This window comes from Nonomuraea sp. NPDC049725, assembly GCF_040674795.1.
Taxonomy (GTDB): Bacteria; Actinomycetota; Actinomycetes; order Streptosporangiales; family Streptosporangiaceae; genus Nonomuraea; species Nonomuraea ceibae.
The window spans coordinates 1-15,283 of record NZ_JBFANJ010000008.1 but is presented as its reverse complement, the minus strand read 5'-3'; the positions used below and the strand labels follow the sequence as shown (position 1 = coordinate 15,283).

Sequence of the window (15,283 nt, the reverse complement as noted above, 5' to 3'; positions counted from 1 at the left end):
TCATGGCCGCTGACAAGACCGCGCCGGCGGCGCAGCCCGAGAAGAAGGCCGGCGGCCCGCCGCGCCACGACCCGAAGGTCATCACCGCGCTGCGCAGGTTCGCCCTCTCGATCACGATCTTCAACATCCTCGGCTACACCGTCCTGGGCTTCGAGCAGCCGTGGACGTGGCCGCTGATCGCCATGGCGACCGGCTACACCATCGAGATCGCCCTGGAGTGGATCGGCGCCCGCGCCGAGGGCCGCCCGGCCCGCTTCCGCGGCAACGGCTTCCGCGGCCTGGTGGAGTTCCTCTACCCGGCCCACATCACCAGCATCGCGCTCAACATGCTGATCTACGTCAACGACCAGGTGCTGGTCATGATGTTCGGCATCGCGGTCGCGGTCGGCGCCAAGTGGGTGCTCAGGGCGCCGGTGCGCGGACGGCTGCGCCACTTCATGAACCCGTCCAACTTCGGCATCGCCGTGATCCTGGTGCTCCTGCCCTGGGCGAGCATCGCGCCGCCGTACCACTTCACCGAGCACGTGACCAACCCGATCGACTGGATCGTGCCCCTGATCATCATCGCCGCCGGCACGATGCTGAACGCCAAGCTCACCAACCGCATGTGGCTGATCGGCGCCTGGGTGAGCGTGTTCGCCCTTCAGGCGATCGTGCGCGGGCTCATCGTGGACGACGTCTCCATCCTCGGCGGCCTGTCGATGATGACCGGCGTCGCGTTCGTGCTGTTCACCAACTACATGATCACCGACCCGGGGACGAGCCCGTCCAAGCCGCTCTCCCAGGTCGCCTTCGGCGGCGGCGTGGCCCTCACCTACGGCCTGCTCACCGGCATGAACATCCCGTACGGGATCTTCTTCGCCACCGCGATCGTGTGCGTCGTCCGCGGCGGCTTCCTGTGGTCGCTGCGCGCGGTCGAGCTCGCCCGCGAGCGGGACGCCGCCCGGGTCACCGCGGCGGCGGCCGCGGCCATCGCCTCCGCCGAGAAAGAGGTCGCGCGGGCATGAGCAGGATCGCGATCGTCGGTCTCGCCTGCCGATACCCCGACGCGGACTCCCCCCGCGCCCTGTGGGAGAACGCCATCGCCGGCCGCAGAGCCTTCAGGCGGCTGCCTGACGAGCGGATGCGGCACGACGACTACTGGGATCCCGATCCCGCCACGCCCGACCGCTTCTACGCCAAGACCGCCGCCGTCATCGAGGGCTACGCCTTCGACCGGGTCGCTCACCGGATCGCCGGCAGCACCTACCGCTCGGCCGACCTCACCCACTGGCTCGCCCTCGACATGGCGGGCCGGGCCCTGGCCGACGCCGGGTTCCCCGGCGCCGAGGGGCTGCCGAAGGAGCGCACCGGCGTCGTCGTGGGCAACACGCTCACCGGCGAGTTCAGCCGCGCCAACGCGCTGCGGCTGCGCTGGCCGTACGTGCGGCGCACGCTCGCGGCGGCGCTGCGCGAGCAGGGCTGGGACGACGACAAGCTGGCCGGCTTCCTCGGCGCCTACGAGGCGGCCTTCAAGAGCCCGTTCCCGCCGGTGGACGAGGACACGCTCGCGGGCGCCCTGGCCAACACCATCGCGGGGCGGATCTGCAACCACTTCGACCTCAACGGCGGCGGCTACATCGTCGACGGGGCCTGCTCCTCGTCGCTGCTGTCGGTGGTGACCGCGAGCAAGGCGCTGGCCGACCGCGACCTCGACGTGGCGATCGCCGGCGGCGTGGACCTGTCCATCGACCCGTTCGAGGTGATCGGCTTCGCCAAGACGGGGGCGCTGGCCAAGAGCGACTTCCGGCTGTACGACCGGCACTCCAACGGCTTCTGGCCGGGGGAGGGCTGCGGCATCGTCGTGCTGATGCGCGAGGAGGACGCGGTCGCCGCCGGGCACCGCGTCTACGCCACGATCGCCGGCTGGGGCATCTCCTCCGACGGCCGGGGCAGCATGACCCGGCCCGAGGTCAGCGGCTACCAGCTCGCGCTGCGGCGGGCGTACGAGAAGGCCGGGTTCGGCATCGACACGGTGCCGCTGTTCGAGGGCCACGGGACCGGCACGGCGGTCGGCGACGCGACGGAGCTGACCGCGCTGTCGCGGGCCAGGGCCGAGGCCGGGGCGAGCGGCGGGCCCGCCGCCGTCGGCTCGATCAAGGGCATGATCGGCCACGCCAAGGCGGCGGCCGGGGTGGCCGGGCTGATCAAGGCCGTCATGGCGGTGCACGAGCAGGTGCTGCCGCCCACGCTCGGCTGCGTCGACCCGCACGAGGTGCTGACCGGCGAAGAGGCGCAACTGCGGGCGCTGCGCGTGGCCGAGCCGTGGCCCGCCGACGCCCCGCTGCGGGCCGGCGTCAGCGCCATGGGCTTCGGCGGCATCAACTCGCACGTGGTGATCGAGAACCCGGCCCCCAAGCGGAGGCTGGGCCGCCGCACCAAGCTGCTGGCCTCCTCGCTGCAGGACGCCGAGCTGCTGCTGTTCGACGGCGGCACCCCCGAGCAGCTGCGCGAGCGGGTGGCGCGGATGCACGACTACGTGCCCGCCGTGTCCTACGCCGAGCTCACCGACCTGGCCGCGACGCTCGAAGGCGAGCTGCGCGGCCTGCCCTACCGGGCCGCCGTGGTCGCCGCCACCCCCGACGAGGCCGAACGGCAGCTCGCGCGGGTGCTGGAGGCGATCGACTCCGGCGAGCGCAGGCTGCTCACCCCCGACGGCAAGGCCTTCTACGGCCACGCCGCCGGGACCGCCAGGGTCGGCTACCTCTTCCCCGGCCAGGGGTCGGGGCGCGGCACCGGCGGCGGCGCGCTGCGCAGGCGGTTCGCCGACGTGGACGAGCTGTACGCCGAGGCCGGGCTGCCGACCGGCGGCGACGTGGTCGCCACGGCCGTGGCCCAGCCGCGCATCGTCACCGGTTCGATGGCCGGGCTGCGGGCGCTGTCCCTGCTCGGCGTCGAGGCGGAGGTCGCCGTCGGCCACAGCCTGGGCGAGCTGTCGGCCCTGCACTGGGCCGGCGCGATGGACGAGCAGGCGCTGCTGCGGCTGGCCACCGGCCGGGGCCGGGCCATGACCGAGAACAGCGAGTCGGGCACCATGGCCGGCGTACGCGCCGACCCGGCGACCGTGACCGCCCTGATCGGCGACCTGCCGGTGGTCATCGCGGGCTACAACGGCCCGAACCAGACCGTCGTCGCGGGCCCCGTCGAGGCGATCGAGGAGGTCGGCCGGGCCGCCGTGACCGCCGGGGTGAGCTGGACCAGGCTGAAGGTCTCGCACGCCTTCCACTCGCCGCTGGTCGCGCCCGCCGCCGAGGCCCTGACGCCCTACCTGGAGCGGGAGCGGTTCGGCAGGATCGGCCGCCGGGTCGTCTCCACCGTCACCGGGACCGCGCTCGCGCCGGACGGCGACATCCCCGCGCTGCTGCGGGAGCAGATCACCGCCCCGGTGCGCTTCACCCAGGCGCTCGAACAGGCCGCCGACGGCCTCGACCTGCTGATCGAGGTCGGCCCCGGCCGCGTGCTCAGCGGGCTGGCCGCCGCCGTGACCGACGTGCCGGCCATCGCGCTCGACACCGACGACGAGTCGCTGACCGGGCTGCTGCGGGTGCTCGGCGCCGCGTACGTGACGGGCGTGCCCGTCGCGCACGAGGAGCTGTTCCACGGGCGGCTCACCCGGCCGATGGAGGTCGGCCGCGAGCTGTCGTTCCTCATGAGCCCGACCGAGCAGGCGCCGAAGATCACGGTCGCGCAGGCGAGCGGGCAGCCGGCAGAACGCCCGGCGGAGCCGGTCGCCGCGTCCGCCGCGCCCGCCGGCCAGGGCGAGCCCGGCGAGTCCACCACGGACCTGCTGCGCCGCCTGGCCGCCGCCCGCGCCGAGCTGCCCCTGGAGATGGTCACCGAGGACAGCAAACCGCTCGACGAGCTGCACCTCAGCTCCGTCACCGTCATGCACATCATCGACCAGGCCACCCAGCAGCTCGGCCTGCCCGCCGGGCAGACCCCGGCCAACCTCGCCACCGCCAGCCTGCGCGAGCTGGGCGAGGAGCTGGACAAGCTGGCGGCCGAGCCGGGCAGGCGGACGGTGACCGGGGTGACGGGCGCCGCCCCGTGGGTCCGGCCGTTCGCCGTCGATCTCGACGAGCTGCCGCTGCCCGCCAGGGCCGCCGCCGAGGCCGGCGGCTCCTGGCAGGTGTACGGAGGCACGGGCCCGGGCGCCTCGCCCGTCGCCCAGCCGCTGCGCGAGGCGCTCGAACGCGGGAAGGTCGGATCCGGTGTACTGGTGTGCCTACCTCCGCAGTGCTCGCCCGACGACGTCGAACAGGCGTTGCTCGGCGCGCAGGCGGCCCTCGCGGGCGGACCCGGCACCCGGTTCGTGCTCGTCCAGCACGGACGGGGCGCGGCGGGCCTGGCCAAGACGCTCCACCTGGAGTCCACCGGGCTCCGCACCACCATCGTGCACGTACCGGCGATCCCCGAAGCGGCAGCCTGGGTAGCCGCCGAGGTGGCCGCCACCGACGTCTACGCCGAGGCGTACTACGACGACGACGGCGCGCGCCGGGTGCCGACCATGCGCGCGCTGCCCGTACGCCCCGCCCGCACCGAGCACCCGCTGGACGCCTCCGACGTCCTGCTGGTCACCGGCGGCGGCAAGGGCATCACGGCGGAGTGCGCGCTGGCGGTGGCAGGAGACGCCGGGGCCGCGCTGGCCGTGCTGGGCCGCTCCGACCCGGCGGCCGACGAGGAGCTGGCCGCCAACCTGCGGCGGATGGCCGACGCCGGGCTGAACGTCCACTACGCCAGGGCCGACGTCACCGACGCCGCCCAGGTGCGCGACGCGGTCGCCGAGGTCGAGCGGGCGCTCGGCCCGGTGACGGCGGTGCTGCACGGCGCCGGCCGCAACGAGCCCGAGTCGCTGGCCACGCTCGGCATGGACGCCGTGCGCCGCACCTTCGCCCCGAAGGTCGACGGCCTGCGCCACGTGCTCGACGCGGTCGACGGCGACCGGCTGCGGCTGCTGGTCGCCTTCGGCAGCATCATCGGCCGGGCCGGGCTGCCCGGCGAGGCGCACTACGCGACGGCCAACGAGTGGCTGGCCGAGCTGACGCGCGAGTTCGCCGAGCGGCACCCGGGCTGCCGGACCCTGTGCATGGAGTGGTCGGTCTGGTCCGACGTCGGCATGGGCGAGCGGCTGTCGGTCGTCGACCGGCTGACCCGGCAGGGCGTCACCCCGATCCCGGCCGCCGACGGCGTGGAGATCATGCGGCGGCTCGTCGCCGACCCGGACGCCCCCCGCGTCGTGGTCGTCAGCGGGCGCACCGAGGGCATCCACACCGTCCGCTACGACCGGCCGGAGCTGCCCCTGCTGCGGTTCGTCGGCAAGCCGCTGATCCGCTACCACGGCGTGGAGCTCGTCACCGAGCTGGAGCTCACCGACGGCACCGACCTCTACCTGGCCGACCACCACCTGGACGGCAACCTGCTGTTCCCGGCGGTGTTCGGGATGGAGGCCATGGCCCAGGCCGCGCTGGCCACCACCGGGCGGGACGTCACGCCGGTCATCGAGCGGGCGGAGTTCCTGCGCCCGATCGTGGTGCCGCCCGGCGGCAGCACCACGCTGCGCGTCGCCGCCGCCGTCACCGGCGACGACGACACGCTGGCCGTGAGCATCCGCAGCGGCGACACCGGCTACGAGGTCGACCACTTCCGGGCGGTGCTCACACTGACCGGTGACGCCGCCCCCGCCGGGCCGCCCGAGCAGGCCGGCGACGGCCTCGCGGCGGTCGCGCTGGACCCCGCCGCCGAGATGTACGGCGACGTGCTGTTCCAGGGCAAGCGGTTCCAGCGGCTGGCCCGCTACCACCGGGCCGAGGCGCGCGCCGTCGAGGCCGACGTGGCGGTGGTGGACGACGGCGACTGGTTCGCCGCCTACCTGCCGGGCGAGCTGCTGCTGGGCGACCCCGGCATGCGCGACGCCCTCATGCACGGCAACCAGGTGTGCGTCCCCGACGCCACCCTGCTGCCGACCGGCGTCGACCGGATCCACCCGGGCGGCCCGGCGCTGGCCGCGCACGACCGGCTGCGCTACTGCGCGACCGAGCGCGGCAGGGACGGCGACGCCTACGTCTACGACATCGCCGTACGCGCGCCGGACGGGCAGGTCGTGGAGCGGTGGGAGGGCCTGCGGCTGCAGGCCGTGCGCAAGAAGGACGGCCGGGGGCCGTGGGTGGCGCCGCTGCTCGGGCCCTACCTGGAGCGGACCCTGGAGGACCTGACCGGCGTCCGGCTGGCCGCCTGCGTCGAACCGGGCGGGCAGGACGCGGACGAGCGCGGCGCGCTGGCCGGGTCCCGCATCGCCGGCCGCGGCGCCGGCGACCCCGTCACGGCCCACATGGACGGCCTCACGCTGTCCGTGGCGGGCCCCGGGACCGTCGCCTGCGCGATCGCGCCCGTACAGCAGACCGGCGGGCAGGCCAGTGGGCAGGCCAGTGGGCAGGCCGGTGGGCAGGCCGGCGGGGCGGCGCTGGCCGAGCGCGTGGCGGCGGAGACCGGGGAGCGGCCCGACACGGCGGCGGCCCGGGTCGCGGCCGCCGAACGCTGCCTGCGGGCCGCCGGGCTCGGCGGCGCCGAGCTCACCATCACCCCGGCGGAACGTGACGCGTGGGTGGTCTTCGCCACGGCGGAGCTGCGCGTCGCCACACTCGTGACGGCCGTGCGGGACCTGCCCGACCCCGTCGTCGTCGCGGTACTCACCGAAGGGCGGACCCAGCCATGAGCAAGTACTTCGAGTACGTCCACACGGTCGGCTTCGAGGAGACCAACCTCGTGGGCAACGTCTACTACGTCAACTACCTGCGCTGGCAGGGCCGGTGCCGGGAGATGTTCCTGAAGGAGCGGGCGCCCGACGTGCTCGCCGACCTCCAGGACGATCTCAAGCTCTTCACGCTCAAGGTCGACTGCGAGTTCTTCGCGGAGATCACCGCCTTCGACGAGCTGTCCATCCGCATGCGGCTCACCGAGCTCACCCAGACCCAGGTGGAGTTCGGCTTCGACTACATGCGGTTGAACCAGGACGGGAGCGAGACGCTCATCGCCCGCGGCAGGCAGCGGGTGGCCTGCATGCGCGGGCCCAACACCAGGACGGCACCCGCCAGGGTCCCCGAGGCACTGGTGAGAGCCCTCGAACCGTACGCGTCCTAGGACGGATTCCAGGAGGTCTGGCGTGCAACTCCACCCATCAACCACACCGCTGACGGACACCAAGGCGCTGCGACGCGCGTTCGGCACCTTCGCCACAGGCGTCACCGTGGTGACGACCGGGGGAGACGTGCCGCACGCCATGACGGCCAACTCCTTCACCTCGGTATCGCTCGACCCGCCGCTCGTCCTGGTCTGCATCGACAAGAACGCGGTGATGCACCAGTGCCTCACCATGACCGGGACGTTCGGCGTGTCGGTGCTGGCCGCGCACCAGGAGGACGCGGCGCGGCACTTCTCCAACCGCTACCGGGCCCTCGGCGCCGCCCAGTTCGAGGAGGTCGAGGTCGTCAAGGGCATGTTCACCGGGGTGCCGCTCGTCGAGGGCGCCATCGCCCGCTTCGAGTGCGAGCTGTGGAGCCGGCACGACGCCGGCGACCACACCATCTTCGTGGGCAAGGTCCTGGCCATGTGCCAGGACTCCGGCAGCGAGGGCCTGCTGGTCTACCGGGGCCAGTTCAGGGAGATCACCTCCGAGCTGCGCGAGGTGACGGCGTGACCGCCGTACGCACCCGCGGGCCGGCCACGGCGGTCCAGGCGGTCCCGGCGACGCCGCCGGGGCCGCCCCGCCTGGCCGCCCCGGCCCTGTTCAAGCGGCTCGTCACCGACCGGCTCGGGCTGCTGTCCACGGCCGCGGAGCGGTACGGCGACGCCGTCCGGATGACGATCGGGCCCAAGTCCATCTACCTGTTCAACCATCCCGACCACGCCAAGCACGTGCTGGCCGACAACAGCGGCAACTACCACAAGGGCATCGGCCTGTCGGAGGCCCGCCGCGTCATCGGCGACGGGCTGCTGACCAGCGAGGGCGAGCGGTGGAAGCGGCAGCGCCGCACCATCCAGCCGATGTTCCAGAACAAGCGCCTGGCCCAGCAGGACGCGGTCATCGGCGAGGAGGCCGGGCGGCTGGTCGCCCGGCTGCGGGCCCGGGCGGGCGGCGGGCCGGTCGACGTGGCCAGGGAGATGACCGGGCTCGCGCTCGGCGTGCTCGGCCGCACGCTGCTCGACGCCGACCTCGGCGCGCACGCCTCGATCGGCCACTCCTTCGAGGGCGTCCAGGACCAGGCCATGTTCGAGATGGTGACGCTGTCGATGGTGCCGCTGTGGCTGCCGCTGCCGCTGCACCTGCGCTTCCGGCGCTCCCGCCGCGACCTGTACCGGGCCGTCGACCTGCTGGTGGCCGAGCGGATCAACCGGCCGACCGACGGCGGAGACCTGCTGTCGCGGCTGATCGCCTCCGCCCGGGAGGAGGGCGATCCGCGCACGGTCCGCCGCCGGCTGCGCGAGGAGATCGTCACCGTGCTGCTGGCCGGGCACGAGACGACCGCGAGCACGCTGTCGTGGGCCTTCCACCTGATCGACCGGCATCCCGAGGTGCGCGAGCGGCTGCGCGAGGAGGCGGTCTCCGTGCTCGGCGACCGGCCGCCGACGTACGAGGACCTGCACCGGCTGCGCTACACCGCGATGGTGCTGGAGGAGGTCATGCGCCTGTACCCGCCGGTGTGGGCGCTGACCCGGGTCGCCCAGCGCGACGACGTGGTGGGCGGCTACCGGGTGCCCGCCGGGGCGGACGTGCTGATCAGCCCGTACACGCTGCACCGGCACCCGGCCTACTGGGACGAGCCCGCGCGCTTCGACCCCGGCAGGTTCGACCCGGCGGCGCCGTCGTCGCGGCCCCGCTACGCCTACATCCCGTTCGGCGCCGGGCCGAGGTTCTGCGTCGGCAACCACCTGGGCATGATGGAGGCCACGTTCGTGCTCGCCATGGTGGCCCGCGAGCTCAGGCTGACCGGGGTGCCGGGGTTCCGCGCGGTGCCGGAGGCGATGCTGTCGCTGCGGGTGCGCGGCGGGCTGCCGATGACGGTGAGCCTCGCCTGACCGACCGGAACGATCCGCGGGCCGGTGAGCTCCTCACCGCTCGCGGATCGTCTGTGTCGGCCGTCCGTACGCGGATCAGCCGGTGGCGCCGTCGGCCGAGGTCACCAGGTCGCGCAGGGCGAGCAGGACCGGCGGGTCGAGCGGGCGCATCGGCTGGAGCCGGACGTCGGCGCGCCTCGGCCCGCTGCCGGCGGCCACCGTGATCGGCCCGGAGCGCGCGATGCACAGCGTGCCGTCGCCGGCGGGCGGCAGGTGGATGGCGTCCTCGCGGCCCGCGGCCACGGACTGCGCGATCAGGTGCCAGCGGCCCTCGGGCACGTTCTCCAGCACGTAGGGGCCGGGGCCGTCGGTCACGGTGAAGCTGACCGGGCGGCCTTCGAGGATCTGGTCGGGGAACAGGCCGGTGAACACCGGCTGGCCGGCCAGCGGCGAGGTGACGACGCCGGTCAGCGTCGTCGTCGCGCCGGGCGGCGGGCTCTCCCCGCCGCCGGCCAGCGTCCGGGCGGTGATGCCCAGGTGCTGGCGGTACTTGCTGGGCGGCAGGCCCACGCTGTGCGTGAAGCGCGAGCTGAAGGTGCCCACGCTCGAATAGCCCACCTGGTGGCTGATGTTGGTGATGCTCAGCGAGGTCGTCGCGAGAAGCCGTTTGGCCTCGCGTAACCGCACCGCCGACAGGAACCTGCCGGGCGAGAGCCCCGTGACCCGCTGGAAGACGCGGGAGAAGTGGAACTTGCTGAACATCGCCGTGCGGGCCATGTCGTCGATCGTGAGCTGCTCCCCGAGGTTCTCCTGCATGCTCTCGATCACCCGCATGACCGCTCGTTCGATCACGTCGTCCATTTGTCCTCCCGGGTTGAGGAGGGGTTCGGGCAATCCCGGATGAAATCGCCCCCGAATGGCGGCCGAATTCTTCTCCCGGATTGCGGCGATTCCTCGATCACCCTGGTCGGTGCGCATTCTCGGCATTAGAGACCGAATGGATTTCGGCTGCCTACTGCTACACGCGGCGACGCGCGGGGAAAGCTGCATCGGACGGCGATTCATTCGAAAGAAATTTTGGGTGACCGGCCGGTCGCACTGGGTGTCGGCGGCGCCGGGGCGGTGGTCAGCGGTCTGCTCATTGCGCGAGCATACGTTCGGGCCGGTCGGCGTAGGGGCCGTGCGCAGGGGAAATAGGGGTGCCGGCGCCGCGAATAGGGGTGCCGCCCATTTATCGCCGGCTGCTTCCGGCCGGCGGTGTGACTCAAATCTAAATCAGGGGTTGCCGCACGGCAAATAGGGATGGCCCGCGGATAAGGGCATACCGGCCGCCGGTAGGGGTTGTGACGTTCCTATGGGCAGGACAAATTCGGGGCAAAGAGTTCGAATGCGACAACGCCGATGTGGGATGAGTGTGAACAATGGCCGCAGCGCGAGAGGACGGGGATTTCGCGCGATTCGTCCGACGGAGCCGACCGGCTCTCCGGCGCACCGCCTACCAGCTCTCCAAGGACTGGTACGAGGCCGACGACCTGGTCCAGCGCACGCTGATCGCGCTGCACAAGCACTGGGACACGCTCGACGGCCACGACAGGATCGGCGCCTACGCGCGGCGCATCATGCGACGGCTGTTCCTCAGCGACCGCAGGACCATGCGCTGGACACGCGAGGTCCTCATCGGCGCGGTGCCCGACACCCCCACCACCTCCGACCCGTACCTCCTGGTGAGCGAGCGCCTGGCGCTGATGGACGCCCTCGCCGGGCTCGGCCCGCGCCAGCGGGCCACCCTCCTGCTGCGCTTCTGGGAGGACCGCAGCGTCGAGGACACCGCCCGCGTCCTGGGCAACGAGTCCTCCACCGTGCGCAGCCAGACCACCCGCGCGCTGAACGCCCTGCGAGTGGCGCTCGACGGCGCCTCTGATCAAGACCCGAACCGCCTCTAGACAGGGAACGCCCATGGCCTCACGGAAACCGGACGACCACCAGGACAGGACGACGACGCTGGAGGCGTTCGCCGACACGATCATCCCGGGCGAGAAGCGGTACGACGGCGACCTGGCCGTCGCGGGCGTCAGCCGGGGAGGCGGCGCCGTCCAGGCCGGCGCCATCGAACTGCTCGAATGGGACGCCACCGGCCTGACTGGCGGGCTCGACGACTTCGCCGCCGCGCTCAACCGCCACGCCGCCGCCTACGCCGCCGAGCACGGCCTGCCCGCCGAGGACGGCGTCCCGCCGTTCGTGTCGCTCCCGTACGACGACCGCGCCGCCGTCGTGCGCTGGCTCACCGCGCCCGGCCACCCCGAGAAGGCCCTGTGGGTCAGCCTCGCCCTCTTCTGCAACATGGCCTACGACTCGGCCGCGCACCTGAACACCGCCGAAGCCCTGGCCGCCGGGCACCCCGGGCTCACCGCCATGGGCATCACCCGGCCCGACGCCGACGGCCTGTGGAGGTTCCGCGCCTGGTCCTACGGCAGGCCGCTGGCCGACGTCCACCCCGCAACCACGCCCTCCGGGAGCCCCGCATGAACAGCGTCGAACGCACCGACGTGCTCGTCGTCGGAACCGGGTTCGGCGGCGCCATCGCCGCCTACCACCTCGCCGCGGGCGGCGCCAAGGTCGTCATGCTCGAACGCGGCCCCTGGCTGACCAGCGGCGACTTCGAGCACGACTACAAGCTCGGCTCCTCCTACACGCGCATCTTCGACTTCGTCGTCGGCGACGGCATGAGCGTGCTCGGCGGCAACTGCGTCGGCGGCGGCAGCGTCGTCTACTTCGCCGCCATGCCCCGCGCCCCCCGCTTCGTCTTCGAACGCCGCGGCAGCATCCGCCGCCGCATGTGGCCGCGCGCCATCGACCGCGACAGCCTCGACCCCTGGTACGACCGCGTCGAGGAGTCCATCCCGATCACCCAGCAGGGCTGGGACGACGTCTCGTACGCGGGCGGGCTGTGGGCCGCCGCCTGCCGCCACTCCGGCCGCACCGCCAACCCGGTGCCCGCCGCCGTCGACACCTCCACCTGCGTCAACTGCAACTGGATGATGGCCGGCTGCCGCTTCGACGCCAAACAGTCGCTGCTGCTCAACTACCTGCCCGCCGCCCTCGCCCACGGCGCCGAGATCCGGCCGCTGCACGAGGTGCAGAGCATCTCCAGGACCGACGACGGCGGCTACCGCGTCCACTACGCGCACGTCCACGACGAGGACTACCGCCTGACCGAAGGCGCCGGGACCATCGACGCCAAGATCGTCATCCTCGCCGCCGGAGCCGCCGCCACCCCCGTCATCCTCCAGCGCAGCGAACCCGCGCTCGGCCCCATGCCGCACGGCGTCGGCCGCTACTTCTCCGGCAACGGCGAACGCCTGAACACCGCCGTGCTCAACGAGGACCGCGTCCGCGACGTCCTCGGCCTGGAGCGCGGCGACGGCCTCGGCTACGCCGCCAACCAGATCGGCAAGGGCCCCACCGTCGCCAACTGGGACCGGCTCGACGCCTCGCTGCCCGAATACTCCCGGTACTCGCTGGAGCAGCTCTACTTCCCGCCCGGCCTCGGCACCATCCTCGCCCTGGCCGAGGACGGCTCCTGGTTCGGCCCGCGCAAGAAGGAGATGCTCGAACGCTGGCAGTCCTGGCTGATCATCTTCCAGATGATCGAGGACGACAACGAAGGCGTCTTCGGGCCGCCGCCCCAGCGCGGCAACTCCGACCGGCTCTCCCAGCAGATGCTCGGCGTCGGCCGCCTCACCTACAAGCCGACCGCCAACACGGTCGCCGCCTGGGCCATGGCCGACGCCGAATGCAAGGAGATCCTCGAACGCGACGGCCTCGCCACCGTCACCCCGTGGACCAACGACCTCGTCGGCGCCTACACCGTGCACCCCCTCGCCTCCTGCCGCATCGGCGACGACCCGCACACCTCCGCGCTCGACGACCGCCACGAGGTACGCGGCCACCCCGGCATCTTCGTCACCGACGGCTCCGCCGTGCCCGGCGCCCTCACCGTCAACCCCGCCATGACCATCTCCGCCCTCGCCGAGCGGGCGATCCCCGGCATCGTCGCCGCCGCCCGCGAACGCGGCGTCGACGTCACCTACGGCGCCCCCGCCCCCGACGGCTCCACCAGCGGCCGGCGCGGCGCCGCCCACCTGGTCCCCGACCTGATGCGGAGATAGCCGTGGGCGCACTCCTCAGCAGGATGACCGCGCCTGGCACCCTCGCCCAGGTCCGCCACGTCACCCCGGTACGGCCCGGCGCCGCCCGCGGCCTCGTCGCCGGGGTGTACGCCCAGGTCGAACGCGACTTCGGCATGCTCGCCCCGCCCGTGATCCTGCACTCGCCCGCGCCGGAGACGATGGCGGCCTGCTGGCTGCTCCTGCGCGAATCGCTGCTCGCCTCCGGCACGGTCAGCCGCGTGCTCAAGGAAGTGGTCGCCACCGAGGTGTCGGCCGCCAACACCTGCCCGTACTGCGTGGACGTGCACCGCGCCACCCTGCGCGCCATCTCACGCCACGAGGACCCCGGCACCCGGCGCACCGCCTCCTGGGCCCGCGCCTGCGGACTCAAACAGACCGCGGAACGGCACGAACCGCCGCTCCTCGTCGGCCACAGCCGCGAACTCCTCGCCGTCGCCGTCACCTTCCACTACCTCAACCGCATGGTCAACGTCTTCCTCGGCGACTCACCCCTGCCCCCCGAGCTGCCCCGAGGCGCCCGAGGAACCGCGCTGCGCCTGTTCGGCGCCGTCATGCGGCCCGCCGCCCGCCGCTCCCGCCGCAAGGGCGACTCCCTCACCCTCCTCCCCGCCGCCCCCGTGCCCGCCGACCTCGCCTGGACCAGAGGCACCCGGCACATCGAAGGCGCCTTCGCCCGAGCCGCCGCCGCCGTCGAGACGGCCGGCGCCCGGCGGCTCCCCGAACCCGTACGCGACCTCGTCACCACCCACGTCACCACCTGGGAAGGCCACCCGCCCGGCCTCGGCCGGAGCTGGGCCGACGAGGCCGCCGCCACCCTCCCCCCGGCGCAGCGGCCCGCCGCCCGCCTCGCCCTCCTCACCGCCCTCGCCTCCTACCAGGTGGACGCCGGCGTCGTCGCCGCCTACCGCGCCGGCGACCCCGACCCGCAGGCGCTCGTCGAGACCACCGCCTGGGCCGCGCTCACCGCCGCCCGCCGCGTCGCCGCCTGGCAGCCCCTCCAGCGAGACCCGATCAACACCGCAACCGACGAGAGGACACTTCCATGACCGAGCTCGAGGTCGTGCTCGACGACCTGACCGCGGACGGCGAACAACTCGACCGCCTGGTGTCCGGCCTCGACCCGGACCAGTGGAACCTGCCCACCCCCGCGCCCGGCTGGACCATCCACAACCAGATCGCCCACCTGACCTTCATCTTCCGCCTGGCCACCGCCGCCGCCACCGACGCCGCCCGGTTCGAGGCCATGACCGCCGGGGCGCAGCAGAACTTCGACGGCGCCGTCAACGCCGCGCTCAAGGACTACGACGACGACACCCCCGACACCCTCCTCGCCCGCTGGCGGGCCGAACGCGCCGCCGTCGTCAAGGGCCTGGCCGCCGTACCGCCCGGCAACACCGTGCCCTGGCTCGTCAACCCGCTCCCGCCCATCGTCCTGGCCTGCGCCGGCATCATGGAGCAGTTCGCGCACGGGCAGGACATCGCCGACGCCCTCGGCGTCACCCTCGAACGCACCGACCGGCTCCGGCACCTCGTCGTCTTCGCCGTCCTCACCCAGGACTTCGGCTACCTCTCCCGCGGCCTCACCCCGCCCGGCGTCCAGTTCCGCTTCGAGATCACCGGGCCGTCGGGCGAGCTGTGGGCCTACGGGCCCGAGGACGCCGAGAACCGCATCGCGGGGCCGGCCACGGACTTCTGCCTCCTCGTCACCCGCCGCCGCCACCGCGACGACGTCGCCGTCACGGCCACGGGCGCCGAGGCGGACCGCTGGCTCGACATCGCCCAGTGCTACCGCGGCCCCGCCGGCGCCGGCCGCCAACCGGGCCAGTTCCTCCCGGTATCCCACTAACCCTCCCCCCAGGCCCCCGCCCACCCGATCCGGACGGGGCACCCGCCCCCGGGACTCCACCCACCCCGGGGGCTCCACCCCGCCCGGGGCCTCCACCCACCCCGGGGGGGGGTGGGGGGGCCGGGGGCCGCCCCCCCCCCCCGCCCCCCCCCCCCCC

General features: G+C 73.4%; 11 protein-coding genes. 10 read left to right on the top strand and 1 reads right to left on the bottom strand.

Annotated features, from left to right (window positions below; translation table 11 throughout):
* Positions 1–2 precede the first annotated feature (2 nt).
* The 5 genes from AB0J53_RS21505 to AB0J53_RS21485 are packed head-to-tail and all read left to right on the top strand — an operon-like array spanning position 3 to position 9,111.
* On the top strand, positions 3–1,007 hold the full coding sequence (locus AB0J53_RS21505) for an enediyne biosynthesis protein (protein ID WP_364174865.1): 1,005 nt from the start codon (positions 3–5) through the stop codon (positions 1,005–1,007).
* Positions 1,004–6,751, top strand: coding sequence for a type I polyketide synthase (locus AB0J53_RS21500; protein WP_364174862.1), 5,748 nt, complete (start codon positions 1,004–1,006; stop codon positions 6,749–6,751). Before AB0J53_RS21505 ends, AB0J53_RS21500 begins: the two co-directional genes overlap by 4 nt.
* Positions 6,748–7,176 (top strand): acyl-CoA thioesterase, encoded by a 429-nt coding sequence (locus AB0J53_RS21495; protein ID WP_049565857.1) that lies wholly within the window; start codon positions 6,748–6,750, stop codon positions 7,174–7,176. The genes AB0J53_RS21500 and AB0J53_RS21495 overlap by 4 nt, the downstream gene beginning before the upstream one ends.
* Positions 7,177–7,198: 22 nt before the next feature.
* Complete coding sequence (locus AB0J53_RS21490) at positions 7,199–7,732, top strand: flavin reductase family protein (RefSeq protein WP_219507965.1); 534 nt, start codon at positions 7,199–7,201, stop codon at positions 7,730–7,732.
* On the top strand, positions 7,729–9,111 hold the full coding sequence (locus tag AB0J53_RS21485) for a cytochrome P450 (RefSeq protein WP_364174857.1): 1,383 nt from the start codon (positions 7,729–7,731) through the stop codon (positions 9,109–9,111). The genes AB0J53_RS21490 and AB0J53_RS21485 overlap by 4 nt, the downstream gene beginning before the upstream one ends.
* 75 nt (positions 9,112–9,186) lie before the next feature.
* On the opposite strand, the gene AB0J53_RS21480 is transcribed toward AB0J53_RS21485, so the two are convergent.
* Positions 9,187–9,951, bottom strand: a complete 765-nt coding sequence (locus AB0J53_RS21480) for an AraC family transcriptional regulator (RefSeq protein ID WP_364174854.1) — start codon at positions 9,949–9,951, stop codon at positions 9,187–9,189.
* A 560-nt stretch (positions 9,952–10,511) separates the two neighbouring features.
* Between AB0J53_RS21480 and AB0J53_RS21475 the strand changes: the two genes are divergently transcribed.
* Genes AB0J53_RS21475 through AB0J53_RS21455 form a run of 5 tightly spaced genes read left to right on the top strand, consistent with a single transcriptional unit; the run spans position 10,512 to position 15,126 of the window.
* On the top strand, positions 10,512–11,033 hold the full coding sequence (locus AB0J53_RS21475) for a SigE family RNA polymerase sigma factor (RefSeq protein WP_364174851.1): 522 nt from the start codon (positions 10,512–10,514) through the stop codon (positions 11,031–11,033).
* Positions 11,034–11,046: 13 nt separating this feature from the next.
* A complete protein-coding gene (locus AB0J53_RS21470) occupies positions 11,047–11,616 on the top strand; it encodes a DUF5987 family protein (RefSeq protein ID WP_364174848.1) in 570 nt (189 codons plus the stop codon).
* Positions 11,613–13,259 (top strand): GMC family oxidoreductase, encoded by a 1,647-nt coding sequence (locus AB0J53_RS21465; RefSeq protein WP_219507956.1) that lies wholly within the window; start codon positions 11,613–11,615, stop codon positions 13,257–13,259. The genes AB0J53_RS21470 and AB0J53_RS21465 overlap by 4 nt, the downstream gene beginning before the upstream one ends.
* 2 nt (positions 13,260–13,261) lie before the next feature.
* Complete coding sequence (locus tag AB0J53_RS21460; protein ID WP_364174844.1) at positions 13,262–14,326, top strand: carboxymuconolactone decarboxylase family protein; 1,065 nt, start codon at positions 13,262–13,264, stop codon at positions 14,324–14,326.
* Positions 14,323–15,126, top strand: coding sequence for a TIGR03084 family metal-binding protein (locus AB0J53_RS21455; RefSeq protein ID WP_364174841.1), 804 nt, complete (start codon positions 14,323–14,325; stop codon positions 15,124–15,126). Before AB0J53_RS21460 ends, AB0J53_RS21455 begins: the two co-directional genes overlap by 4 nt.
* The last annotated feature ends 157 nt before the right edge of the window (positions 15,127–15,283 follow it).

What these genes read in the sequence shown, in the direction of transcription:
- AB0J53_RS21495 (WP_049565857.1), top strand. Translation starts at nt 6,748, where the DNA reads ATGAGCAAGTACTTCGAGTACGTCCACACGGTCGGCTTCGAGGAGACC.
- AB0J53_RS21480 (WP_364174854.1), bottom strand. Translation starts at nt 9,951, where the DNA reads ATGGACGACGTGATCGAACGAGCGGTCATGCGGGTGATCGAGAGCATG.
- AB0J53_RS21475 (WP_364174851.1), top strand. Translation starts at nt 10,512, where the DNA reads ATGGCCGCAGCGCGAGAGGACGGGGATTTCGCGCGATTCGTCCGACGG.
- AB0J53_RS21465 (WP_219507956.1), top strand. Translation starts at nt 11,613, where the DNA reads ATGAACAGCGTCGAACGCACCGACGTGCTCGTCGTCGGAACCGGGTTC.
- AB0J53_RS21470 (WP_364174848.1), top strand. Translation starts at nt 11,047, where the DNA reads ATGGCCTCACGGAAACCGGACGACCACCAGGACAGGACGACGACGCTG.
- AB0J53_RS21505 (WP_364174865.1), top strand. Translation starts at nt 3, where the DNA reads ATGGCCGCTGACAAGACCGCGCCGGCGGCGCAGCCCGAGAAGAAGGCC.
- AB0J53_RS21455 (WP_364174841.1), top strand. Translation starts at nt 14,323, where the DNA reads ATGACCGAGCTCGAGGTCGTGCTCGACGACCTGACCGCGGACGGCGAA.
- AB0J53_RS21500 (WP_364174862.1), top strand. Translation starts at nt 1,004, where the DNA reads ATGAGCAGGATCGCGATCGTCGGTCTCGCCTGCCGATACCCCGACGCG.